Genomic DNA, 22,564 nt, shown 5'->3' on the forward strand with positions numbered 1-22,564 from the left:
CAAACGGAACAAAACCTGGGACACTTCAGCTCCCGGCAATGTGCTTCTGGTGAGTGTGGTCGGGGAGGCATCAGAGTTGTTGCCGGAGTAGGGGTCCAGTCGGCCGTCTTATTACGCTTCTTTTCATTAGGGGCAACTGCGTCACAACAGCAAGAGACGTATGATGTCTTATGACTCTAATGTGAAAGCGAATAGGAAGGTTCCCAAACATGACTTCAAACACGCAGCATTTGCGCGGTGTGGTGCCACCACTGCTGACTCCGTTTAATGAGGACTATTCTGTTGACACCGATACCCTCAAGCGCCAGGCTGAACGGCTTATTAAGGCTGGCGTTCATGGCTTGTTCGTTCTCGGTTCTTCAGGAGAGGTAGCTTTCCTCACTCGAGAGCAGCGCAAGGAAGTCATCGCAACCGTGGTGGAACAGGCTCAAGGGCGAGTTCCAGTAATCGCAGGCGTGATTGATATGACGACTCCGCGAGTGATTGAGCACATTGAAGATGCCGTCTCGCTCGGGGTTCAGGGGCTAGTGGCCACTGCGCCTTTTTATGTTCGCACTCACGACGTAGAGATTGCTGAGCACTTCCGACTTCTTCATGAAGCCGCGCCAGAGACTCCCATCTACGCGTACAACATTCCGGTCAGCGTTCACTCGGTGCTGGATATTGCTACTCTTATTTCTCTCGCCAAGGAAGGCGTACTTGCCGGCGTCAAGGATTCTGGCGGCAATGATGGATACACGCGTGCTCTGATTAGCGCCCGCAACAAAGCTGGGGTGAAAGACTTTGTGGTTTTGACTGGCTCGGAAACTACGGTCGATTTTGCTTACCTGGCAGGCGCTGATGGTGTGGTACCTGGTCTGGGCAATGTGGACCCGGTTTCTTACGTGAAGTTGCATGAGCTCTTGGTTGATGGAGAGTATGCAACGGCTGCGGAATTGCAGTCTAAGATTTGTGACCTCTTCACCATCGTTGGTGTAGGTGACGGCACACGCATGGGCGGAAGCTCACAAGGCCTCGGCAGTTTCAAGGCAGCGCTTCACCACTTGGGTGTCTTCCCGTCGGGGCTTATGTCCCGTCCACATGTCGCTCTAAACGATGAGGAGCAGGCAAAGATTCATGAGATCGTCGATGCCGCTCAGGTGATCGAGCCCTAGATTCGCTGAACTACGACGAAACGAGTGAAGAGTGACTAGTACCCTTGCGCTTGATGTCGGTGCAACAAAGATTGGTTGGGGCTTTGTAACTGACGAAGACCCAACGCAGGCTGTAGCGCTGGGAAAGATTCCTACCCAGTCAGCCGGAGTAACACCGCAGGAGCAGATCAAAAAAGCCATTCAGCTGGCGTTGGAGGAATCGAGCATTACCCCGACGCGAATCGGCATTGGTTCGCCAGGAATCATTAAGGCGCCTGAAGGACTCGTCACCTACAACGGGGACACCATTAAGAATTGGGCTGGCACTAATCTTCGTGCGGTCGCGAAAGAGATCGTTGACCTACCGTGCGCTGTTCATAACGACGTAAGAGTCTGGGCGTACGGAGAGCTGACACTCGGAGCAGCGAGAGATTTTCAGTCTGGTAGAGTCCTGTACCTTTCGTTGGGGACTGGTGTCGGTGGTGCGGTAAGTGATAGTGGAAGGCTGCTGACCGGACCTACCGGATCGGCCGGAGAGTTCTCGGAACTCTTGTGCGCTGATTTCCGGGGCTTTGCGGACCGCGCCGAGAACATTATGAGCGGCAATAGCTTGGCTGCGTATTATGAAGAATTCTCTACGAACTCAGCGAGCGAACGGGTGCAGTGGAAGGAGCGAGACCAGTTAGCACTGCCCCTCGAGAAGGTCGTAGAAAGAATGAACCAGGGAGACGAACTTGCTTCCCGGATTATTAGAGGGAATTCTTATGGCCTTGGCCGAGCAGTGGCTGGTCTTGTTTCGGCTCTTGATCTCGATGCCGTTGTTTTAGGCGGCGGTGTATGCCAGATTGGGGCCGCCGTGGAGGAGCCATTCCGTCAGGCCATAGAAGATTTCGCGTTGAAGCCGAACCGCTCCGTCGCAGTTCGGATAACTGAATCGCCGGCGACAGCACCGTTAGTGGGGGCAGCGGCTTTTGCTCGAGATAACGCTTTTTAGCACCGTTTATCTGCGATAGATCCAGAAGAAGGCTCAGGTATATGTTTAGGTTTAAGAGTAGTGAACTGGCGGGGCGCCGAGAAGAAGTTCGCGACATGATTCGAAATTCGGTGATTGTCTCGGTGCAAGCGCCAGATGGTCACCCAATGCGAGATACACACACGTTGACGCATGTTGCTCGTGCATGTGTTGAGGGCGGAAGCCGCGCAATCCGGTGTGGCGGGTATGGGGGTATCAAGGATGTCGAGGCGATTGCAGCCGCAGTAGATGTGCCAGTTTTCGGCCTTACGAAAGAGGGGAGTGAGGGGGTTTATATCACTCCAACCGTAAAGTCCGTGCGCCAGTTAGCTGATGCTGGGGCTGCTGTTATTTGTGCGGATGCCACGGATCGCTCGAGGCCTGATGGATCGAGTTTTTGCGATCTTGTCGAAGAGTGCCACCGGCTGAATGTTTTGTCTATGGCCGACTGCTCTACCCCGGAAGAAATGCAGCGTGCGCACCAAGCGGGGGCGGATATCATTTCAACGACATTGGCCGGCTACACAGAGTCCCGAAATAAGACTGAAGGTCCGGATCTTGAATGCTTGGCAGAGGGGCGACGGCTCTGCGGTAAGGATGCCTTTGTGATCGGCGAAGGCAGGTTTGCCTCGCGTGATGATGTTGCTGCAGGAAAACGTGCTGGTGCCGATGCAATCATCATTGGCACTGCCATCACAGATCCTGCGTGGATTACTCGGAGCTTCAATAGCTGATAATGACCATCACAGCGAAGTCAGCAGAGGCTCGTAATGCCTGAGTACCGACTCTTGGTACTTCTTCAGGTCATTATTCTGTAGAGCATCGACGATGTCTTGGTGCGCGCGTACCGTTCTGCTGAAGTCCTGTGGTTCTTCCAATTTGCGAAGCGGAATGACGTTCATGTGCACTTGCCAAAAGGTATCATTGAGCTCACGGATAATCGGGTTATCGATTTCGGACAGCAAGACCTGGTGGAACTCCCGATCCTCCTCGGCAAAGTTCAGGCCTTGTTTTCGTTTGGCTGACATCTTGTCAACAATGGAACTTAGCTGTTCTAGCTTTGAGGATTCTAGTTTCGCTATGATTTCTTGCCCGATAGCAAGATCAATTGCCTGCCGGATTTCCACCACATTACGAAGAGTTTCGAGGTTGTCGTCAGCGTCAAGAGTCGCTCGAAAGATGAGGCCCTGAACTAAGGCGTTGAGTGATGTTCCGGATACAAATGTGCCTGTCCCGTGCCTGACATCGACGATATCTAGCGTCGTTAGGATTCTGATGGCCTCCCGGACGGAGGAGCGAGAGGAGCCAAGTTCCTCACAGAGCTCTGATTCGGTTGGCAAACTGTCCCCGGGCTTGAGAGCGTTATTCCGAATGAATTTTTTGATGCCTTCTACGGCCTGCTGTGTGGTTGATACAGGGCGATGTTCGGCTTCGCTGAAACCCCACGTTCTGGTTTGCACTGACTTTTCCCTCTTTCTTTTCCATCCATCTTAAATCTCCTACCTCGGCTGGATTCCAAAAATGAACGCTGCCGGGGGAGGAAGCCTCCTATCTGACATGGAGGACGTAAGTGCATTATCTTAAATCCCTTCACACATCAGACGTCTGATGTATTCTAGCTTTCAGCATGCTTTAACGCACAGGCAAACGGAAGAGTGATTTAGCTCTCTGTATTGAAAGTCCCGAAGGGAAAACCAAATGCAATCGTTCGGAACACTGAACTGGATAGTTCTGCTCCTCTACCTCCTCGGAATGCTACTCGTCGGCGCTTATTTTGCGCGTAGGGCCGGAAGTGATCAGGAGGAATTCTTCAAAGCGGGTGGCAGGATTCCTGGATGGGCGGCAGGATTTTCTATCTATGCCACGACGCTGTCTGCTATCACATTTATGTCTACACCGGAAAAGGCATATCTGACTGACTGGGCCTACTCGGCGGGCAACCTTGCAATTTTTGCGATTGTTCCAATCTTGATTGGCTACTACGTCCCGTTCTTTAGGAAGCTGGATGTCACAACGGCATACGACTACCTTGAGGAGCGATTCTCTGTAGTCCTCCGAGCTCTCGGTTCGCTCCTCTTCGTTCTTTATCACGTTGGGCGAATCGCCATCGTCATCTATTTGCCGACATTGGCGATTACATCGGTAGCAGATATTAATCCGCTGGTCGTCGCTGTGTTTGTAGGCGTTCTTTGTGTTGTGTACACCTTCCTAGGAGGTATGGAAGGCGTGATTTGGTCTGATGTAATTCAGGGCATCTTGCTGCTGGCTGGTGCTGCCGTAGTAGTACTCACGGCGATGGCTATGACTCCCGATGGATTTAGCGGTGCTGTGGTGAATGCTGCGGAAGAGGGGAAATTCTATTCAGCGGATAACTTCACCACGAATGCTGTCTTCACCTCGATTCCGTTCATCTTCATTGGAAATGTTCTGAACAGCTTGCATCAGTACACTTCGTCGCAAGATGTCGTTCAGCGCTACCAAACGACTCCTACGATCCAAGCGACGAAGAAGTCTCTCATTGTCAACGGAATTCTGGCGCTCGTAACGATTCCGCTGTTCTACGGGATGGGTACGGCTTTGTATAACTTCTACGAAGCGAAAGGCGGTCTGCCGGAGGGAGTCAATACTTCTGCAGTGGTTCCGTATTTCATTCTTTCGGAGTTGCCTGCAGGCATTGCCGGGCTATTGATTGCTGCCATCTTGGCAGCTGCGCAATCGACAATTTCCTCCTCGCTTAACTCGATTTCCGCGTGTGTTGTCGTAGATATCTACAACCGCTTTTCAGCGAAGGAAGCATCGGTTACTCTCTCTCGCTGTGTCATTATTGCTGCTGGCACTTTCGGGTTGGCTGTCGCGCTGTATCTCATCATCACCAACCAGTCGGATCTGTGGGACTTGTTCCTGGCAATTACCGGTCTTTTTGGAGTTCCGCTCACGGCGGTATTTGTCTTGGGTATCTTTACGAAGTCCGCAAATTCCCATGGCGTTCTGATTGGGCTCATCTGTGGAGCAGTTGCTGCATACTTTGCTGGAAAGCTGGACCAGGGGCCATTCTTGGTCTCGATTGTCGCCTTCGTAGGAACTCTCGGTATCGGCTACATGGCATCCTTCATCTTCCGTAAATCTGACCAGCACGACATCACGGGTCTGACCATTTACGGTAAAGACCTTGAGTACACGCGCCGTAAAGCCGTGCAAACACCTGTTGCTCAAAGTGAGCAAGACGGGTGAGGTTGCCGCCAAATCGGGGCACGTAGTGGATCTGCCTAGTGGTTAGGTATCCATTTGTTTTCCCCTAGTGGTTAAGCCGGTGTGATTCTCCGAGGAGATGGTTGTAGACAAGTTCAATCCAGTAGACAAAAGCCTTACGTTTGAGATCGCGGCTTGACCAACGCTGTCGGTCGTAGAATTTAAGTCGTGAGCGTCGGCTAGCGCGAGTCAGATATCGTGTTATCGAAGCTCGCAACGGTACGCTCCACGGACAGGGCCGGATTGGGGGAGGGGGTTGAGGGTTGTGGAAAAGGCTTTTAAAACCCGCTGGTGATCTGTCAACTATTGCCAGAAAATAGGGTTGTTCTGCGCAAAAGTGGGGATTAATTCTGAAAAAGCATAATTTGCGCTTATTTAACTATGTGGCTGTCTGGTGAGGGGGAGGTTGGGATTGGCAAAGCCCCCGCATAATGCCTCTTCAGAAGCGTTATGCGGGGCTGCTTTGCGTATAGGGGGGAGGTGAGGAAGTTTACTTGATGTCCTCAACCACGTCCGGGTTCTTGTCCAGCCACTCCTGGACGGCCTCCGGCTCCTTGCCCTCGCCGTACTCGTTGACCACGAGGTCTTCGAGGGTGCCGTACTGTTCATCATCCAGCTTCAGGCCCTTGAGCCACTCGGCTACCTCCGGGTTGTCCTCCTCGAAGCCGTCGCGGGCTAGCCAGTGCAGACCCTCGGTATCACCCAGGGTGCCCTTCGGATCCTCGAGGTCCTTGACTGGGAACTTAGCGTTAGCCCAGAACGGACGCCATAGGGTGACTACGATGTCTTCCTCAGCGTCGGTAGCGGACTTCAGCTCAGAAAGCATAGCCGGGGTGGAAGAGGTGGACAGGTTGTAGCCGTCCAGCTCGTAGCCTTCGATGGTCTCCTGGGAGGCCTTGGTCAGGCCTGCGCCCGGCTCGATACCCACGACCTGGCCGCCGAAGCGGTCAGCCTGCCCCTTCAGGTCTTCGATGGAGTTGACATCATCCATGTACTCCGGCACTGCCCAGGTCAGGCGGGCATTTCCGTAGTAGGCGCCATAGTCCTCAATCTTGTCGGAGTACTTGTCCATGTACTGCTTGTGGGTGAATTCGGACCAGGCAGACGGGTAGATGTCGATGTCGCCGGAAGCGAGGGCGGTGTAGACCACGGCGGCGTCGTTAAGCTGCTCGTGCTCAACGGTGTAGCCGGCCTCCTCCAGCTTGTTCTGAAGGAGGTGGGCAGTGGACAGGCCATCGGTCCAGGACGGAATGTAGCCCATGGTGATGGTGCCCTTGTCACCGTCATTGTCGGAGCCAGACGCGGAGTCCGAGGAGTCAGAGGAGCAGGCCACGAGGGAAGCGCTCAGCGCGAGGGCAGAGACGGTGGCCAGAATCTTACGGGAGAACATGCAATGTCCTTTCGGAGTTGAGCAGTGAGAGATATGAAATTATCGGTGCGCGGTATTACTTGCGCACCAAGTTCAGAATCGAGGCCGGGTAACTCTTGAGCGAACCCAGAGCCGCGGTGAGGCGGTCAAGGAAGACAGCCAAGATAACCACAGCGAGTCCGGCTTCAACGCCCTGAGCAATATCCAGGGTGGAAATAGCGGAGACCACTTCCTTGCCCAGGCCGTCGGCGCCGACCATGCCGGCGATGACCGCCATGGACAGAGAGAGCATGATGACCTGGTTAATACCGGCCATGATGGTCGGCACGGCCAGCGGGAGCTGGATGCCCTTGAGGATCTGCCAATTGGTGGCACCGTAGGACTTGCCGGCCTCTACGGTTTCGCTATCCACCTGGCGGATACCCAGTTCGGTCATGCGCACACCCGGAGGCAGCGCGAAGATGATGGTGGAGAAAATGCCCGGGACCACGCCGATAGAGAAGAATGTCACCGCTGGAATGAGGTAGACAAAGGCCGGCATGGTCTGCATGAAGTCCATGATGGGGCGGATGATCGCGCTGGCAGTGTTCGACTTTGCTGCCCAAATGCCCAGTGGAACCGCCAGGATGGTGGCAGACAAAGTAGCAATGAGCACCAGCGACATGGTCTCCAACATGGTGTCCCATTGGCGCATGCACATCACCAGCAAAAAGCCCAGGGCGGAGCCGATGGCGAACTTGGGCGAGCGGAAGAACCAACCCAACAACGCCAAGATGACGAGCATGATGATGCCAGGGACGGAGAGGAGCACCTCTGAGAAACCGTCAATGAGGAAGCTCATGATGGCGGAGAAGGCGTCGAAAAGCACGGCGGCGTTATCGGTGAGCCAGTCAATGCCGTCCGAGACCCAATCGCCCACGGGGATGCGGGGCAATGCGTTTTGATCCATGGCTTAGTTCTCCTCTCCAGTGGTGTCGATGTCACTCGATGCGGCGGACAAGAGAGTCACGCGCGGAATAACACCGGTGAACTTGCCGTTGCCGTCGACAACGAGCAGAGGGGTCGTGGTGTCGGCGGCATATCCGAAGAGCTCCGCAATGTTCTGGCCCTCATGGACAATGTGCGTGGTGCTGGAATCCAGCGGCAGCTCGCTGTTGCCGTTGCGCACCGCCTTGGCGATGTCCTCTTCCCAGACCACGCCGGCTGGTGTGCGGTCGGCATTGAGCACCACGAGCCAGGAGTTTTGAGATTCCCGCAGTAGCTTTTGCGCGGTGAGCGGGCCCTGGCTCGCGTTTAGGGTGTTCTGTGGGCGTTCGACGATATTCTCCGCATTGAGTACGCGGGAGCGGTCAACATCCTTGACGAAGTCGGCCACGTAATTATTGGCGGGGTTTTGCAAAATCTCTTCGGCGGTACCAATTTGTTCCACCCGGCCGTCGCGCATCATGGCGATGTGGTCACCGATGCGCATGGCTTCATTGAGATCGTGGGTAATAAAGACGATGGTCTTGTTGAGGGAAGCCTGCAGGTCGATGAGCTGATCCTGCATGTCCTTGCGGATGAGCGGGTCCAATGCGGAGAACGCCTCATCCATGAGCAGGATGTCTGTATCTGCTGCCAGCGCACGGGCGAGGCCCACGCGCTGTTGCATGCCGCCGGAGAGCTCGTCTGGCATGGAATCACCCCAGCCCTCGAGTCCCACCATGGCCAAGGCTTCCTCTGCCTTGGCCTCGCGCTCTTGCTTTCCGACGCCCTTGATTTCCAGCCCATACGCAGCGTTCTCACCGACAGTGCGGTGGGGTAGCAAAGCGAAGGACTGGAAAACCATGGAGATACGGTCGCGTCTTACAGCGCGTAGCTCCTCCTCCGACATGGCTGCTAAGTTTTGGTCGCCAATGAAAATCTCGCCTGAGGTGGCATCCCACAGACCGTTGATCATTCGGATGAGCGTGGACTTTCCGGAGCCCGACAGGCCCATAACAACGAAGATCTCCCCCGGTTCAACCTCAAAGCTGGCATCAATCACCGCGGCGGTGAGGCCCTGCTCGCGGAGATCTTCACGAGTAGACCCATTCTTGAGGGATTCCACCCCTCTCTTGGCATGTTTGCCAAAGACCTTGTACAGATTCTTGGCAGTAATCGCTGCCATTTCCCCTCCTTGCTGCGGGAATCGCTAACTCGTCCACCGTGTCATGACATCCAGACTGTTTCAACCAAAAAATCAGCTTGCGGACAGGTTTTGCAGTTAACTGCGCGCTCGCGGCGCGTGTTGCGAAGAGTGCAGTCCCATGCCTGAGTGCTGCGGATACTTAGGGTTCTGACGCGGTGGGAGTCCACCAATCTCAAGCAAATAACGAAGCTATAACAACTTCCTGTTGTCGAGCTGGACCTTGCGGGCACGGTGCGCTGCTAGGCTCGTGCGTCATGGCACTGTGTGATGCGCCGATGCTTGTCGACGGCGGCCTCGGAACCCACCTTGAAGCCCAGGGGCATGACATCTCTGGCCCGCTGTGGTCGGCGCGGGTGTTGCGGGAGAACCCCGCGCTCATTGAGTCTGCGCACGTGGACTTCTTCGCCGCCGGCGCGCAGGTTGCTACCGCGGCCTCTTACCAAGTCACCTTCGATGTGCTTGGTGAAGAAGCGGAGAAGCTTCTACGCCGCAGCGTCGCGGTGGCCCGTGAGGCGGTGCGAGTGGCCGTCGACAAGCGCACTGCCCATGGTGATCTGCTGGTCGCTGCATCCATCGGCCCCTATGGCGCGGGTCCGGGGAAGGGGACGGACTATGACGGCGCTTATGATCTGCGTCGCGGTGAGCTACAGCGCTGGCATGCCCGCAGGGTAGCGATACTTGCGGATACGGACGCCGACTTCCTCCTTGCGGAGACCATTCCCAACGTCGATGAGGCGGCCGCATTGCTCGAGCTCTTTGAGGAGCAGCCTAAGCCCTTCGCACTGAGTATTACCGGCGCCATCGCGGCGGACCCCGAGAAGCTCTCGCGGGTTATTGAGCTTGCCAACCAGTCGCCGCGACTGGGAGCCCTGGGCGTAAATTGCGTCGACCCATCACGGGCATGCGCGGTGGTGAAGCAACTGCGAAGCGGCACCGATAAGTCGCTTCTGGCCTGCCCCAACAGCGGGGAGATCTGGGACCACGGCGCTTGCGACTGGCGTCCTGCTCCCGTCGGCGCTATGAAACTGACCGACGCAGCGGTGGAGCTTCAGGCTGCAGGCGTTAGCTTGCTGGGCGGCTGTTGCCGTGTGGGGCCTGCCGAGATTCGGCAGTTGCGCAGCGTCATCAGTTAAGCCGGGGCCGGCAATGCCGAGAAAAACTGTGGCGCGGGAGATAGAGTGTTCCTATGAAAAAGTTTCCTCTCCTTGCTGCAACAGCAGCACTACTCATCACAACACTGTCCGTGCCTGCTGCTAACGCCGAACTGACCCAAACTGAGCGGGACCAGTTCCGCACCGATCCCGTCGGGGCGATTGCTTGGCAGGCTATTAAGGGCTCCTCAGAGTACGTGCGCGCCGATGGCAACACCATGATGGCCGCGTCCTTCTTCTCCATGACTTCGCCTGGGGAGAGTATCGGCCTGCCAGCCCTGGAGAACTGCGCCGAGCGCGTCGGCTCCTCTTCGCCGGCAGGCGGTGTGCGCTACGTGGCGGCTGCCTTGTGCGCAACCTTCGACCGGAATGCCCGCAGTCAGGTGCAGCGCGGTGACTTTGGCTACGCGCCGCTGGGCTAAGCCGCGCCGTATTGAACCGCGCTACGTCACGTAGTGCGTAGCGCATAAAATCGGGTGGCGTGTGAAGGAGGATGATGCACAAGCACGTTGTGATCATGGGAGTCTCAAGCTGCGGTAAGTCCACGGTCGGGGAGTTGCTGGCGCAGCACACCGGCCTTCCCTTCCAGGACGGGGATGACATGCACCCGGCAGCGAACATCGAGAAGATGGCCTCGGGACAGGCGCTTGACGACGATGACCGGAAACCCTGGCTCGAATCCATCGGGCGCTTCCTCGCAGACCAAGAAAATGGAGCCATCGTCGGCTGCTCCGCGCTCAAGCATTCCTACCGCGAACTCATTCGCACCGCAGCGCCGGATACGGTCTTCGTGCACTTGCACGGCTCCTATGAGCTGCTCAAAGAGCGCATGAGCCAACGCTCCGGACACTTCATGCCTGTATCCCTGCTTGATTCGCAGTTCGAGACCTTGGAGGAACTGCGCCCAGAAGAAGCAGGAGTGGTGCTGGACGTCAGCGCCACCCCGGAGAAGCTTGCCGCCGCGGCGGCCGAGTACTTGCGGGCTTAGCTGGTGCTTCCTGACTTAAGTCATGGGTGGATGAGCAACGCCACTCTTGCACTGCTACTTGGTGTTGTTCGGCGGTGGGGTGGGATTGTTCCGCACTAAAATGGCCTAAGTCTGAAGGGCGTCCTGCAGAAGGCATCTGGCAAAAGGCATCTTTGGGTCTAAAAACGCCATCTGCGATAAGTAAATGGCGTTTTCAGCCGTGAAAACGCCTTATGACTGATGCCTTTTGCCAGACGCCTCCAGCATGTCAATGAAGGCACGTAAATGTTGCACGTTGCGAGGGGAGCGAAGAAGGAGGAGCTGGTCGCCGCGGCGGCCGAGTATCTGCAGGCCTAGAACAGCGCGGCAGCACCGTAGAAGATAAGGACAATGCCGAAGCCAATAGAGGAAATGAGTGCCTGGTTTACTGTCCACGTCCGCAGTGTGGTCGACACATCCATGCCCATGAGGCGGCCCACGAGCCAGAAGCCCGAGTCATTGACGTGGCTGCCAAAGACCGAGCCAGCCGCGGTGGCCAGCGTAATGAGGACCAGTTGGATTTCGTTGAAGCCACCGGCCTCCACTGCAGGCGTCATGAGCGCGGCGGCCGTGGTGAGGGCAACGGTGGCTGAGCCTTGCGCCAGGCGCAGGGCGACCGCGATGAGGTAGCAGGCCAAGATAACGGGGATGCCGAGGCCGGACATAGAATCCGCGAGGGCATCACCAATGCCGCTGGTACGCAGCACCCCGCCGAACATGCCTCCGGCACCGGTGATGAGGATGACGGAGCAAATTGGGCCGAGCGCAGACTCCATGGTCTTCTCAATGGCGCTTTTGCCTTCCCCGCGGCGCAGGCCCAGCACGGCCATCGCCGCAAGCGTGGTGATGATCAGCGCGATCGGGGTCTGGCCTAAGAAGATGAAGAAGCGCACCCAGGCGGCGGAAGGATCGACAACGCCAGCTGTGCCCAAGGTAGTCAACCCGGTATTGCCAAAGATGAGGACCATGGGGATGAGCAGGATGCTGATTACTGAAGCCGGGGAGGCCGGGCGATCCGGCAATTCAGCATCGCTGACCAGCGCGCCGGTTATGGCCTTCTCAAGGCGGTAGGGGTATTTCTTGCCCAAGTGGAGCCCGAAGCGGTAGCCGGAGAGATACCACGTAGGCAACGCGATGAGGAGGCCGAAGATAAGGATCAGACCGATGTTCGCGCTGAAGAACTCACCTGCTGCGACGGGGCCTGGGTGCGGTGGCACGAAGACGTGCATGACGGAGAAAGCACCGGCGGCGGGAATGCCATAGGCCAGGACTGGGCCGTCCAGGCGCCTGGCGACGGCAAAGATGACCGGCAGCATCACCATGAGGCCTGCGTCGAAGAAGATGGGAAAGCCCATGATGAGGGAAGCCACGCCCAGCGCTAGGGGCGCTTTGTTTTCGCCGAAGAGTTTCACGAGGGCGTCGGCAAGCGTTTTGGCTCCGCCGGAGGTCTCTGCCAAGCGCCCGATCATGGCGCCCAAGCCCACCAACAAGGCTACGGAACCGAGAGTCGAACCGAAGCCGCTCGTCATGGTGGGAACCACGCCATCCAGCGGGATTCCGGCGGCCAAAGCGGTGAGCGCGGAAACCGTGACAAGGGTGACGAAGGCGTGCACCTTGAAGTGGATGACGAGGATGAGGATGACGGCGATGGCCGCCACCGCAATTCCTAACAGAGGTCCGGTGCCCAGCGTGGGCTCCCAAGTGTCCATGACATTCATGAATGTTGATTTTACGTGCGCGGTGCGTGGTGATCTAGAGCTCACGCGCTGTAGTTGTGCGCGTGATTGACGGTGCTAGTCCACGCCGAGTGCCGGGCCCACCGTGGCCCAACTGATGGCTAGCTCCCGGCGGAAGAGCCCCCCACGTGTGGCGCCCGGCCGGAAGCTCGTAGTAGTCAAGATCAACGCCAGCGGCGGTGGCACGCTTGGCGTAAAAGGAACTGCACCAGTAATCCAAGCGTTCGTTGAGTCCCAAGGCTGGGAGCGGTGAGTCCTCAATATCGACATCAAAGTCTGCCGGGCCGCCGCGGGAGACGATGACAAAGGTCTTCCGCCCCTTTTGGTGATCGAGGTTGAGAACCGGCGAGTGCTGCGCCCATGCCGGATCCCATGGCGCGCCGAAAGAACGAGCTGGGTCCGTACCGTAGAAAGCCGCGCTTACCCATGCGAAGGACTGCGCGAGGATACCTGTGGTCGAAGGGCAGCCGGAGAAGGAACCAGCAACCTTGAACCGCGGATCAAAGGTCGCCAGCTCTAGAGCTGGGCCGCCCGAGTTGCTCACGCCCGCGATGCCGTCGCGGCCGTTGCCGTGAAACTCGGCGTCGATAAGCTGCGGTAGTTCCTTGGTGAGATAGGTGGCCCACTTGTATTTTCCGTGGGTGTCATGGGGCTGCGCCCAGTCGGACATCATCGAGCCATAAGCGCCGCGGGGTGATACGACATTCACGTGCTTGTCGCGGAAGAACTTGGAAGCTCCGCCACCGTCCCACCACAGTGCGTCCTCGCCTCCGCCGGCGCCGCCCAGCAGGTAATAGGTCGGGCGAGGCTGAGTATTCTCTAATCCTCCCAGAGGAAGAATGATGTCGTTAGTGATAACGCGGTCCATGGCCGGTGAATAGGCCTTAAGCTCCCACACGTTGTCTTGGATATGCCGCAGCTCGCGCAGTTGTGCCGGTGCGGTGGTCGCGGGTGGGCGCGTAGCTTCTGGTGCGACCGTCGGGATTCTCACTTGCTGAAGTAACTTCCCCCAAGCAGCGAAGATATTATCGGCAAAGAGTACTGGAGCTAGTGGGCCCAGGGCTATGGGATCGAGGGCACTGGAGTGTTGATCGATGTTCGCGATATCGCTGCTCATCGCATCCGGCGCCTGTGCGTGCGCCGGGTGAGCGTGAGTGGAGGAAAGGATCAGCCCCACTGAAAGAAGGCCCGCTAGTGCGGTGCGAGAGAAATGCATTGGTTCACAATAGCCAACTAATTGTGTACCGCGAAATGCCGTCTGCGATATGAGAGCCTCGTGAAAGAGCCGCTGGGCACAAAGAAACCCCGACCGCACGGTCGGGGGTTTCCTCTCACTCTCTCACTGCCGGACTAAGCGCCGGCGGGCTGCACTCTCTGTGAAGCGGGCGTGGGGTGTTCCTTAGAACAGGCCCTCAGCCTTCTTGCCGGTGTCCTTCACGGTGATCTCGCGGGAGTCAACGTTCTGGTCGTTGTCGGTGGAGTTATCACCCTTCAGGCGGGAAATCTGGGTCACCTCGATGTAGTTCTTCAGGCGGCCTTCCTTGGTGTTGCCGTCGCCGAAGTCCAGGTTGGCAACGCGAGCGCTCTCGCCAGCGTTAATCGGGTTGGCCAGGGTGACCTCGAAGGAGCGGGTGGAGGTCTTCTCATCGAAGCCCAAGTCGCGGATGTGCGCACCGTTGGAGGAGCGCGGGGTGATGAGGCGGTCAACGCCCTTCGGGCCCTCAGCGGTCTTGACGTCAACGCGGTACTGGACAGCTGGGAAGTCGCCGTAGTAGCGCTCGGTGCCGACGTTCTCCAGGCGGAGAGCAACGGTGCCGGCAAAGCCTGCGTGCTTAGCGCCGGAGGTGGTCAGAACCGGCTTCAGGTCCAGCTTCTGCTTGGCCTCATCGGTCTTGCCGTTATCAAGGTCCTCCTGGACCTTCTTGTCGGCTTCCTCTTCCTTCTTACCCTCAGCCTCGGACACGGCCTTCTCCTCCGGAGCGACCTCGTTGTCCTTGATGACCTCGGCGTCAGCCTCCGGGGACTTCTCTTCCTCAACAACCTTCGGGTCGTTGACGTCGGTGGTGTTCTGAGCGTCCTTGTTTGGAGCGTAGGAATCAGCGATGTCGTCGTAGAGCTTGACGCGAACCTCGTTCTTCATCGGCTGCATTGCGGACCAGAAGGTCGGGGTGGACCAGGTGCCGTTCGGCTTGCAGTACTGCTGGGTACCGGTCATGTTCAGAACGCGGAAGCCGTAGGTAGCTTCACCGGTGTGGTTCGGCGGAACATCGTACGGGCCGATGGACTGGCCAGCCTCCCAGGACAGGGAGTAGGACGCGGAAGCACCGAGCTTGGTAGCAATCTCGTGGGAGACGCCGAAGGAGCCCTCGGAGTTCTTGCCGGAGCCCTTGCCGCCTGCGTTCATGGAGGTGGTCTCAGTGCGGTCACCGTTGACGGACAGGGTGATGGACTGGGACTTGGACAGGTCCTGCTGCAGCGGGATGTCCTTCTTGGTCTGGTTGGTGGTGGAGATGGTGCCTGCTGGCATGAAGTTATCGGTCACCTTGTAGACCACGGTGCGGTGGTCCTCCCACGGGTTGCAGACCGGGCGCGGGTTGAGCACGTTGGCCTTCATGTGGTCGGAGCCGTGGGACGTGTGAACGATGGGCAGCTTGGCGTTCACAGCCGGGGTCTCTGGGTAGGACTCGGTCTGGGTAGCTGCGGAGGCAGCCGGCGCGATGAGGGCAGTGCCTGCAATCGCGAGGCCGGCGATGAGGCCGGCGGTGCGACGACGCTTGGTCATTGTTGTTCTCCTGGATGAAAATTTTTGGGGCAATGTGGTGACGCACTGCGGTGGCGCTGTAGGAGCGCTGTTGTGCCCAGTGCGTGACGTGTTGCAACGATAAGACGCTTTTCAGGATCGCGCACCCTTAGAATTGTTAATATTTTTGCCCATGGAAGTACATTTCGATCGGGTGGGTCTGAAGTGAACATTTCACTAAGAAATTTGCGCCAACCTTGGTTTTGTCACAGTAGACCGTATTCTGGGAAAACGTCTCTTTGACCGTTCGTTCACAAACTAAAGAATGACCCCATCGAGGGGTGCTTAAGGGGTGCGTTAGGGATGGGCGGCGGGTGGTTTGGCCCTGAGGGGGCAGGGATGTGGGCGCAGCCGTAGGCTTCTGAATTAAGGGATTTCTTAAAGGGGCTGCGTCATTCTTCTTCGATCTCCGGGTCTTCCGAACGGGCTTGCTCGAAGACCTCTGCCGCGGCGCGCAGATTAATGGTGCCGATGATGAGGCCGACTACGATATCCGGCCACGGGCTTGCCCATGCCAGCATGAGAAGGCCGGCGCCAAGAATGAGAATGTTGGCGGCAACATCGTTGCGCGCGGCCAACCAAGCACCGCGCGTGAGCGCGCTGCCGTGACGCAGTTGCAGCAATAACACCGCGCAGAGCAGATTGATGAGCATGGCGGCTACGGCCGTGCCGGAAAGCGTGAGCGGCTCGGGCACGGCGCCAGTGACGATCTTCCATATGGCCATGGCATAGGATGCCACGGCAGGAATCAGGATGAGTCCGGCTAGGCCATAGCTTGCTTTGCGGCGCCGAGTCCAAACTTATTTTTCTTATGAGCGGTTGTGTATTAGTCGACGATGGTGACGTCGTCCTCGCGGCGGTGCCTTTCGCCGGCGAAGCCACCGAAGGCTGTAATGAGCGCGGTGGCGGCCAGGATGATAATTCCCGGTGTAGAGCTAGGCGTGTCATTGGAGGCGTTCAGCGCGGTAGCGAGGAAAGGCAGCAGTCCCGATACTGCCGACGCGATATTGGCAGAAATGGCCACCCCGGAATAACGGACGTTAGCCGGGAAGATCTCTGAGAGTAGGACGCCCGACACGGAATAGGTGATTGTAACTAGGGACAGTCCAATGCAAACAGCAAGCGTGAGTAGTACAGCATTGCCGGTATCGATCATCGCCCACAGCGGCCACGCCATGATGGCGGTGGCAAGCGCGCCGTATCCGATAACGCGACCGGGGCCAATCTTTTCGCCGAGGCGGCCGAAGATGATGTTGATAAAGATCTGGCACACAGCGCCGAGGAGGGTGGCGTTCACGACGGTCTGGCGCTCGAAGTCCAGCGTGGTTGTGGCATAGGAGAGGACGTAGGTGCTCATGACGAAGAAGCCGCCGATTCCTAGGAAAGCTGCCGCAGAGGCGAGGCATAGTTGTGGGAAGTGTTGTGTGAAAAGCTCCTTCAGGGAGCCTTGGTGCGCGGCTTCGTCTGCCTCGGCCTCCTCTTCGAGTGCTTTGTAGACCGGGGATTCCTCAGCCTTCGAGCGAATCCACAGTGCTACTGCCAGGAAGGGGAAGGCGATGAGGAAGGGGATGCGCCAGCCCCATGAGCTCACCGCGTCATCACCGAGCATGAGTACAAGCGCGAAGGCGCCGGAGGAGAGCAACGTACCGGCGGGGGAGCCGATTTGCACGAAGGCTGCGTAACGGCCGCGCTTTTCTGCCGGCGCGTGTTCGATAGCCATGGTTGTTGCACCACCCCATTCGCCGCCGACGGCGACTCCCTGGAGCAGACGCAGGATGACCAGAGTGATAGGTGCCCAGATGCCAATGCTGTCAAAGGTGGGCAGGAGGCCAATGACTCCGGTGGCTACTCCGATAACGACGATGGAGATGATAAGGGCTGGTCGGCGCCCCATCTTATCGCCAATTTGCCCGAAAATAACCGCGCCGAGTGGGCGGGCGAGGAAGCCTACGCCGAAAGTGGCGAAGGAGGCGAGGGTGGCGCCGGTGCCCGACATTCCAGAGAAGAAGAGTTCGTTGAAGACGAGCGCGGCGGCGGTGCCGAAGAGGAAGAAGTCATACCATTCGAGGGCTGTGCCGACGAATGCGGAACTGGCGATGCGGAAGACGTCCTTTGAGTCGACCTTGATTTCCTCGGCGCCGGATTGGGCCGAGGCGGCCGGCGCTGCATGGGTAGTCATATCGAGGTGCTCCTTATGTGAAATGCATTACCTTTCTATGGAACATTAGGTGCGCGTCACCTTGGGGTGAATGGGGCGGAGAGTTTTCTATGCATTGCCCCACTGGCCGAGTGCTGTGGTTGTGTCTGTGCACAAGTGCTATCGGGCAGTGCGATGGAGTGCTAGCAAAGCTCGCGCGGCATCCTTTGGGCGAGTGATGTCAAGACCGGTGAGCTCGTTGACGTGTCGTAGGCGGTTGAGCACGGTATTGCGGTGGCAGTGCAGCGCTTCCGCGGAATCCTTGATGGACCCGCAGTCCAGGTAGGTGGTGATGGTCAGGTAGAGCGGCGCGTGGTGAAGCCGTAACTCGGCGATTGTCTGGGTGAGCTCCGTCATGCCGCTGGCGGTGAAGTCTGCGAGGGCATCCCCGGCGACGGCCCAGAGTGCATCGGGCGCTACGGTGAGTTGGTTCAGCGGCCCGGTGGCGTCGAAGATGTGTGGTGCCTGATGTGCAGCCGCGCGCGCTCCGGCTAGTCCGGTGACGTTGCGAAAGAGCACCCCGGAAATATCTGCCAACTCTTTGGTCCTGCGTCCTGTGGAATGGCTGATGGGGCACTGTTCACTGGGCCAAAAGGCCACAAACATCCCGCGCACACCGTGGCCGAAGGCCTTGCCGGAGGAGATGGGTTCGTCGAGAAGTGCGCGCAACTCCACCGCCGCAGTGGGGTGGGCCACCACGACATCGAAGTGGCAATCGGCATCCAGGTTGAGCGCGCGGGTGATTTCCGCAATGCCGAGCGTGCCCAGTGATTCGGCCGCAAAGAGCCTTTCCAAATGTCGGGCGTGGGCGCGGTGCACGTCGTGCTGCCCGCGCGCTTCTTCTAGGCGGTAGGCGTCGCGTACCACCAGGTTGTACATCGTCACAACGGAATGCAGCTGGGTCACGTGGTCGATGAGCACTTCCTGGTCCGCGCCGGCGGCCCGGCGTAAATGCTCCCAGAGGACCGTGAAGTCGAGCTGGATGGCGTCGATCAGCGTTGCTAATTCCACACCCTGGTGTGCGCGCCGCCGACCCAGGCTCTGCGCGTGGGCGCGCAGCTCCTCCTCATCCATCGCGCCGACCAGCACATCGGAGATGCGAGCGAGGACCTCAAAGGCTGTAAGGCGTAGCTCGTCCTCGCTCACTAGTGAGTCGCCATAGCGCCCTGAGCGGCTAAAGGCGGTGAGGAAATCCTCCACCAGCCGGGGGATGGTGCCCTGGACCTCCGCAACGATATCGTGCCAGCGTTGTTCGTGCATGTGCACAACGCTACACGGTGGTCACTGGTGAATTGCCCTCACTGCGGGGAGGTGTATCACTTCTACGTTTAACCTGTGGGGGCAGACACAGCACGTACCGCGTGCAGTTCGTTGGAGAAACAGGAGAACACAGGAGGACGCATGATCACGCGCATCGACAACGCCCACATCCTGACCCAAGACCCTGCGCGGCCAGTCACGGATGCGGTGGCCTTTGCCAACGGGCGCATCCTGGCAGTGGGGCAGGCCGCCCGTGACCTGCCAGCTGACCAGGTGTGCGATGCCGGCGGGCGCACGCTGAGCCCTGGTTTTAATGACGTGCATTCCCACACCGTGTGGTCTGGCCAAACGCTGCTGGAAGTCGACCTCTCCCGGGCCACAGCGCCAGAGGATGTCTACTCTGCATTGCACGAGGCCGAGCCCAACCCCGACGGTTGGGTAGTGGCCGCAGGGTTTCGCCCCTCCGGGCTGGATGCGCCGGTGGAGATAGAGCAGCTTGACCGCGTGACCGGCGGGGCTCCGCTGCTCATCAAACACAACTCGGGTCATGCCTACACGGTGAACACCGCGGCCCTGCACGCGGCAGGCGTTGACCCCGCCAACCCGCCGGAGGTGGAAGGCGGCGAGTTCGTTTGCGATGCCGATGGCCACTGCACTGGGCTGCTCGACGAAAACGCTATGCGCGCTATCCAAGAGGTGACACTGCCGGAATCCGGCGAGGAGATTGCCCGCGCCCTAGAACTGGCCACGCGCCGCTACCTCGAACGTGGACTGACCTCTGTCACGGATGCCGGTGTGGCTGGCGGCTGGATTGGGCACAGCCCGCGCGAGATTGCGGCCTATCAGAACGCCACCCTGCACACCCGCATGCAGGTGATGGTGACCATGGATGTGCTCCACGAGATTTCCGGACACGCCTCCGACGGGACCGGCTGGGGACTGGATGGTGGCCTGCGCACCGGCTTCGGCGATGAGTGGCTGCAGATCGGACCAGTGAAGATTTTCAGCGATGGCTCCCTGCTGGGAACCACTGCTGCGCTGAGTGAAAACTATGCTTGTTGCTCCCACCACGGCTACTTCCAGGGTGACCCAGAACAGATGCGCACCCGCGCGTTGCGAGCGGCGAATTCGGGCTGGTCACTGGCCATTCACGCCATTGGGGATGCAGCGGTGGATTTTGCGATTGAGACGCTGGAGGAGGCCGTCGACAAGCATGCCGTGCCCGCCATGCCGCACCGCATCGAGCACGGCGGCGTGGTGCGCCCCGATCAGATTGAGCGCCTGCGCGGCAAGCCCATCGTGGTGGTACCGCAGCCGTTGTTCATCCCGACTTTCGGCGATGCGATGGCGGATGCCCTCGGCCCGGAGCGCACCGCGTGGAGCTACCCGGGCAAGCGGCTTCTCGACGCCTCCCTCATCCTCCCCGGCAGCTCCGATCAGCCCGTGGCACCAGGCGTGCCCCTGGAAGTCATGCAGGCCTTCGTGGAGCGGCGCACCGCCTCAGGCCGGGACTACGGGCCTAAGGACCGTCTGACCCCCGCCGAGGCCCTCTACGCCTATACCGCAGGTTCGGCCGCGGCGACGGGCTGGGCCGGGCGCAAAGGGCAGGTAATGCCTGGGCAGCTGGCGGATTTCGTGCTGCTTTCCCAGGACCCGCTGCAGACTGAAGATTTATCCCCCATCGACGTGGCCGCCACCATCGTGGGCGGCGAGCTGCGCTACGGAAGCTTTTAAGGAGTAGACATGCGAGCAACCACCAACGAACAATTCCTGGCCGATTTCCAAGCCATGTCCGCCAACGGTGCCACGCCAGGCGGTGGCGTGGAACGACAGGCGGCCAGTGCTGGCGATAACCTCAACCGCGCCTGGTTCCACGAGGTTCTAGAGTCCCTCGGCGCGCGCGTCATCTATGACGAGATCGGGAACCAATACGGGCTCTTTGAGCTCGCCCCCGGCGCCGAGTACGTGGGCCTGGGCTCACACCTGGATTCGCAGCCCTTGGCAGGCCGTTTCGACGGTGCTTATGGCGTGCTGGCCGCAGCCCATGCCGCCGGGCGCGTGGCGAAGTCGGGTGCCAAGGCGCGCTATAACCTGGCGGTCATCAACTGGTTCAACGAGGAGGGCTCGCGTTTTGCGCCGTCCATGATGGGCAGTTCCGTGTTCGTGGGGACGCTGGCGCTTGACCGCGCCCACTCCGCCACCGACCTTAGCGGCGTCACCGTCGCGCAGGCCCAAGAAGAGGCGGGCTGGGCCCCGCGCGGCGAAGCCCCGAAGCTCGCAGCCTATGCGGAAATTCACGTCGAGCAAGGCAAGGAACTTGAAGCTGCCGGCAACACGATTGGACTGGTTACCGCTACCTGGGGCGCGAAGAAATTCCAGGCGGTGGTCTCCGGTGAGCAGGGCCATACCGGTTCCACTCTGATGGCCGATAGGAAGGATGCGCTCTTCGGCGCCTCCCTCATCATCGCCTCAGTAGAGCGCCTCACCCACGAATTCGCCGAAGGCCAGCTGCAGGCTTCGGTCTCGCAGCTAACACTGGAGCCGAACTCGCCCGTGACCATCGCCCGCGAGGTGCGCTTCAACGTGGATGTGCGCTCCCCCTCCACGGAGGTGCTGGACAAAGCCCAAGCACGCCTGCAAGAGATTATTGCCGAAGCAGAGGAGGAATCGCGCACCTCAGTAGAGCTGTCGCCAACGCACGAGTGGGCTCTCAACCCCTACCCGGCGGCCGGCGTGGCGCTGGCCCGGGAGGTCGTCGAAGAACTGGGCTACTCGCACCAAGAGATCTACACGGTGGCCGGCCATGACTCGACCAACCTCAAGGAGGTGGTGCCGACGGTCATGCTCTTCATCCCCTCCGTCGACGGCATCTCACACAACGAAAAGGAATTCACCACGGAGGAAGACTGCGTGGCTGGGCTGGACGTGCTGGCGCACGTGGCGCAGCGCCTCGTGGAAAACGGTTGCGGGGAGGATTAGGCCCCTAGCGCGGCCCTGCACTAGTCATCCGCGCTAGTCCTCATCACTCCACGGCACATACCCGAAAGCCTTCAGCGCGGTCTCGAACCCACGCTTCATGGTGGTTAACTCTTCCTCGCTGAACTCATAGGTGCGCAGGCGTGCCGGGCCGGTGAGGGGGACGTGGAGCAGGAAGCGCCGGCCTTCCTCTGTGATGCTGCACAGGCGGCGGCGCAGGTCCTCTGGATCATCGTCGATGGCAATGAGATCGTCACGCACCAAGCGCTTGACCGCCTGCCCGATGGTGGCGGGCTGCCAACCCAGCTCCTTGCGCAGTTGCAAGATGGGAATGGGGCTCTTTTTATCGATCAGCCGGAGGAGCGAAAGGTGCGAACCGGTGATGCCGTACTCGCGGCGTGCTTCGGTATCGAAGCGCGCGCGGGCGCGTTCGAAGCGGCGGTATTCCGCGATGGTCTCATCGATGAGGTCAAAATCCGTCACGTGATCAAGCCTAAGAGCTCGG

At 59.0% G+C, this 22,564-nt stretch carries 20 protein-coding genes; 9 read left to right on the forward strand and 11 right to left on the reverse strand.

Annotation, left to right across the window (positions count from 1 at the left end; all coding sequences use genetic code 11):
- Positions 1-209 precede the first annotated feature (209 nt).
- Genes HMPREF2896_RS11440 through HMPREF2896_RS11450 form a run of 3 tightly spaced genes read left to right on the forward strand, consistent with a single transcriptional unit; the run spans position 210 to position 2,879 of the window.
- Positions 210-1,154, forward strand: a complete 945-nt coding sequence (locus tag HMPREF2896_RS11440) for a dihydrodipicolinate synthase family protein (protein WP_010189290.1) — start codon at positions 210-212, stop codon at positions 1,152-1,154.
- Between the two features lie 31 nt (positions 1,155-1,185).
- Complete coding sequence (locus tag HMPREF2896_RS11445) at positions 1,186-2,127, forward strand: ROK family protein (protein WP_070719579.1); 942 nt, start codon at positions 1,186-1,188, stop codon at positions 2,125-2,127.
- A 41-nt stretch (positions 2,128-2,168) separates the two neighbouring features.
- On the forward strand, positions 2,169-2,879 hold the full coding sequence (locus HMPREF2896_RS11450) for an N-acetylmannosamine-6-phosphate 2-epimerase (RefSeq protein WP_012714887.1): 711 nt from the start codon (positions 2,169-2,171) through the stop codon (positions 2,877-2,879).
- Positions 2,880-2,888: 9 nt separating this feature from the next.
- Here the strand turns inward: HMPREF2896_RS11450 and HMPREF2896_RS11455 are convergent, their stop codons facing one another.
- Positions 2,889-3,605, reverse strand: a complete 717-nt coding sequence (locus HMPREF2896_RS11455) for a FadR/GntR family transcriptional regulator (RefSeq protein ID WP_010189287.1) — start codon at positions 3,603-3,605, stop codon at positions 2,889-2,891.
- A 238-nt stretch (positions 3,606-3,843) separates the two neighbouring features.
- Between HMPREF2896_RS11455 and HMPREF2896_RS11460 the strand changes: the two genes are divergently transcribed.
- The gene (locus tag HMPREF2896_RS11460) at positions 3,844-5,376 is read left to right on the forward strand and encodes a sodium:solute symporter family protein (RefSeq protein ID WP_010189286.1); all 1,533 of its coding nucleotides are present in this window, start codon (positions 3,844-3,846) and stop codon (positions 5,374-5,376) included.
- A gap of 508 nt (positions 5,377-5,884) precedes the next feature.
- Here the strand turns inward: HMPREF2896_RS11460 and HMPREF2896_RS11465 are convergent.
- From HMPREF2896_RS11465 to HMPREF2896_RS11475, 3 genes are read right to left on the reverse strand one after another with little or no spacing between them, the layout of a single operon-like run.
- Positions 5,885-6,784, reverse strand: coding sequence for a glycine betaine ABC transporter substrate-binding protein (locus HMPREF2896_RS11465; protein ID WP_070719580.1), 900 nt, complete (start codon positions 6,782-6,784; stop codon positions 5,885-5,887).
- A gap of 55 nt (positions 6,785-6,839) precedes the next feature.
- On the reverse strand, positions 6,840-7,712 hold the full coding sequence (locus HMPREF2896_RS11470) for an ABC transporter permease (RefSeq protein ID WP_070446289.1): 873 nt from the start codon (positions 7,710-7,712) through the stop codon (positions 6,840-6,842).
- A gap of 3 nt (positions 7,713-7,715) precedes the next feature.
- Positions 7,716-8,912: a quaternary amine ABC transporter ATP-binding protein gene (locus HMPREF2896_RS11475; RefSeq protein WP_070719581.1), complete on the reverse strand. Its 1,197-nt coding sequence runs from the start codon at positions 8,910-8,912 to the stop codon at positions 7,716-7,718.
- Positions 8,913-9,187: 275 nt separating this feature from the next.
- Between HMPREF2896_RS11475 and mmuM the strand changes: the two genes are divergently transcribed.
- The 3 genes from mmuM to HMPREF2896_RS11490 all read left to right on the forward strand — a co-directional run bounded on the left by mmuM (position 9,188) and on the right by HMPREF2896_RS11490 (position 11,072).
- Positions 9,188-10,066, forward strand: coding sequence for a homocysteine S-methyltransferase (gene mmuM, locus HMPREF2896_RS11480; RefSeq protein ID WP_070446285.1), 879 nt, complete (start codon positions 9,188-9,190; stop codon positions 10,064-10,066).
- Positions 10,067-10,119: 53 nt separating this feature from the next.
- On the forward strand, positions 10,120-10,506 hold the full coding sequence (locus tag HMPREF2896_RS11485; protein WP_070644297.1) for a hypothetical protein: 387 nt from the start codon (positions 10,120-10,122) through the stop codon (positions 10,504-10,506).
- 71 nt (positions 10,507-10,577) lie between these two features.
- Positions 10,578-11,072, forward strand: a complete 495-nt coding sequence (locus tag HMPREF2896_RS11490) for a gluconokinase (protein WP_083308511.1) — start codon at positions 10,578-10,580, stop codon at positions 11,070-11,072.
- A gap of 332 nt (positions 11,073-11,404) precedes the next feature.
- Here the strand turns inward: HMPREF2896_RS11490 and HMPREF2896_RS11495 are convergent, their stop codons facing one another.
- The 6 genes from HMPREF2896_RS11495 to HMPREF2896_RS11520 all read right to left on the reverse strand — a co-directional run bounded on the left by HMPREF2896_RS11495 (position 11,405) and on the right by HMPREF2896_RS11520 (position 19,083).
- Positions 11,405-12,799 carry a GntP family permease gene (locus HMPREF2896_RS11495; protein WP_070719633.1) on the reverse strand — a complete coding sequence of 465 codons (1,395 nt, stop codon included), beginning with the start codon at positions 12,797-12,799 and terminating at the stop codon, positions 11,405-11,407.
- 43 nt (positions 12,800-12,842) lie between these two features.
- Positions 12,843-14,042 (reverse strand): alpha/beta hydrolase, encoded by a 1,200-nt coding sequence (locus HMPREF2896_RS11500; protein ID WP_246824027.1) that lies wholly within the window; start codon positions 14,040-14,042, stop codon positions 12,843-12,845.
- Between the two features lie 183 nt (positions 14,043-14,225).
- Positions 14,226-15,608, reverse strand: coding sequence for a hypothetical protein (locus tag HMPREF2896_RS11505; protein WP_070446277.1), 1,383 nt, complete (start codon positions 15,606-15,608; stop codon positions 14,226-14,228).
- Between the two features lie 410 nt (positions 15,609-16,018).
- Entirely contained in the window at positions 16,019-16,381 is a 363-nt protein-coding gene (locus HMPREF2896_RS11510; protein WP_371325894.1) for a cation efflux transmembrane domain-containing protein, read from the reverse strand.
- A gap of 71 nt (positions 16,382-16,452) precedes the next feature.
- Complete coding sequence (locus HMPREF2896_RS11515; RefSeq protein WP_070446275.1) at positions 16,453-17,805, reverse strand: MFS transporter; 1,353 nt, start codon at positions 17,803-17,805, stop codon at positions 16,453-16,455.
- A gap of 138 nt (positions 17,806-17,943) precedes the next feature.
- The gene (locus HMPREF2896_RS11520; RefSeq protein WP_070446273.1) at positions 17,944-19,083 is read right to left on the reverse strand and encodes a helix-turn-helix domain-containing protein; all 1,140 of its coding nucleotides are present in this window, start codon (positions 19,081-19,083) and stop codon (positions 17,944-17,946) included.
- A gap of 141 nt (positions 19,084-19,224) precedes the next feature.
- Between HMPREF2896_RS11520 and HMPREF2896_RS11525 the strand changes: the two genes are divergently transcribed.
- Both HMPREF2896_RS11525 and HMPREF2896_RS11530 read left to right on the forward strand, forming a co-directional pair.
- Positions 19,225-20,817 (forward strand): amidohydrolase, encoded by a 1,593-nt coding sequence (locus tag HMPREF2896_RS11525; protein ID WP_070719582.1) that lies wholly within the window; start codon positions 19,225-19,227, stop codon positions 20,815-20,817.
- Between the two features lie 9 nt (positions 20,818-20,826).
- Positions 20,827-22,062 carry a M20 family metallo-hydrolase gene (locus tag HMPREF2896_RS11530; RefSeq protein WP_070719583.1) on the forward strand — a complete coding sequence of 412 codons (1,236 nt, stop codon included), beginning with the start codon at positions 20,827-20,829 and terminating at the stop codon, positions 22,060-22,062.
- A 33-nt stretch (positions 22,063-22,095) separates the two neighbouring features.
- On the opposite strand, the gene HMPREF2896_RS11535 is transcribed toward HMPREF2896_RS11530, so the two are convergent.
- Positions 22,096-22,542: a MarR family winged helix-turn-helix transcriptional regulator gene (locus tag HMPREF2896_RS11535; protein WP_070446267.1), complete on the reverse strand. Its 447-nt coding sequence runs from the start codon at positions 22,540-22,542 to the stop codon at positions 22,096-22,098.
- Positions 22,543-22,564 lie beyond the last annotated feature (22 nt).

Source organism: Corynebacterium sp. HMSC069E04 (assembly GCF_001813175.1).
Classification (GTDB): Bacteria; Actinomycetota; Actinomycetes; order Mycobacteriales; family Mycobacteriaceae; genus Corynebacterium; species Corynebacterium aurimucosum.

Excerpts from the sequence above, each read along its gene's own strand:
- HMPREF2896_RS11465 (WP_070719580.1), bottom strand. The coding sequence starts at position 6,784 with ATGTTCTCCCGTAAGATTCTGGCCACCGTCTCTGCCCTCGCGCTGAGC.
- HMPREF2896_RS11530 (WP_070719583.1), top strand. The coding sequence starts at position 20,827 with ATGCGAGCAACCACCAACGAACAATTCCTGGCCGATTTCCAAGCCATG.
- HMPREF2896_RS11485 (WP_070644297.1), top strand. The coding sequence starts at position 10,120 with ATGAAAAAGTTTCCTCTCCTTGCTGCAACAGCAGCACTACTCATCACA.
- HMPREF2896_RS11500 (WP_246824027.1), bottom strand. The coding sequence starts at position 14,042 with ATGCATTTCTCTCGCACCGCACTAGCGGGCCTTCTTTCAGTGGGGCTG.
- HMPREF2896_RS11470 (WP_070446289.1), bottom strand. The coding sequence starts at position 7,712 with ATGGATCAAAACGCATTGCCCCGCATCCCCGTGGGCGATTGGGTCTCG.
- HMPREF2896_RS11440 (WP_010189290.1), top strand. The coding sequence starts at position 210 with ATGACTTCAAACACGCAGCATTTGCGCGGTGTGGTGCCACCACTGCTG.
- HMPREF2896_RS11495 (WP_070719633.1), bottom strand. The coding sequence starts at position 12,799 with ATGGACACTTGGGAGCCCACGCTGGGCACCGGACCTCTGTTAGGAATT.
- mmuM (WP_070446285.1), top strand. The coding sequence starts at position 9,188 with ATGGCACTGTGTGATGCGCCGATGCTTGTCGACGGCGGCCTCGGAACC.
- HMPREF2896_RS11475 (WP_070719581.1), bottom strand. The coding sequence starts at position 8,912 with ATGGCAGCGATTACTGCCAAGAATCTGTACAAGGTCTTTGGCAAACAT.
- HMPREF2896_RS11460 (WP_010189286.1), top strand. The coding sequence starts at position 3,844 with ATGCAATCGTTCGGAACACTGAACTGGATAGTTCTGCTCCTCTACCTC.
- HMPREF2896_RS11490 (WP_083308511.1), top strand. The coding sequence starts at position 10,578 with ATGATGCACAAGCACGTTGTGATCATGGGAGTCTCAAGCTGCGGTAAG.
- HMPREF2896_RS11515 (WP_070446275.1), bottom strand. The coding sequence starts at position 17,805 with ATGACTACCCATGCAGCGCCGGCCGCCTCGGCCCAATCCGGCGCCGAG.
- HMPREF2896_RS11520 (WP_070446273.1), bottom strand. The coding sequence starts at position 19,083 with ATGCACGAACAACGCTGGCACGATATCGTTGCGGAGGTCCAGGGCACC.
- HMPREF2896_RS11450 (WP_012714887.1), top strand. The coding sequence starts at position 2,169 with ATGTTTAGGTTTAAGAGTAGTGAACTGGCGGGGCGCCGAGAAGAAGTT.
- HMPREF2896_RS11525 (WP_070719582.1), top strand. The coding sequence starts at position 19,225 with ATGATCACGCGCATCGACAACGCCCACATCCTGACCCAAGACCCTGCG.
- HMPREF2896_RS11505 (WP_070446277.1), bottom strand. The coding sequence starts at position 15,608 with ATGACCAAGCGTCGTCGCACCGCCGGCCTCATCGCCGGCCTCGCGATT.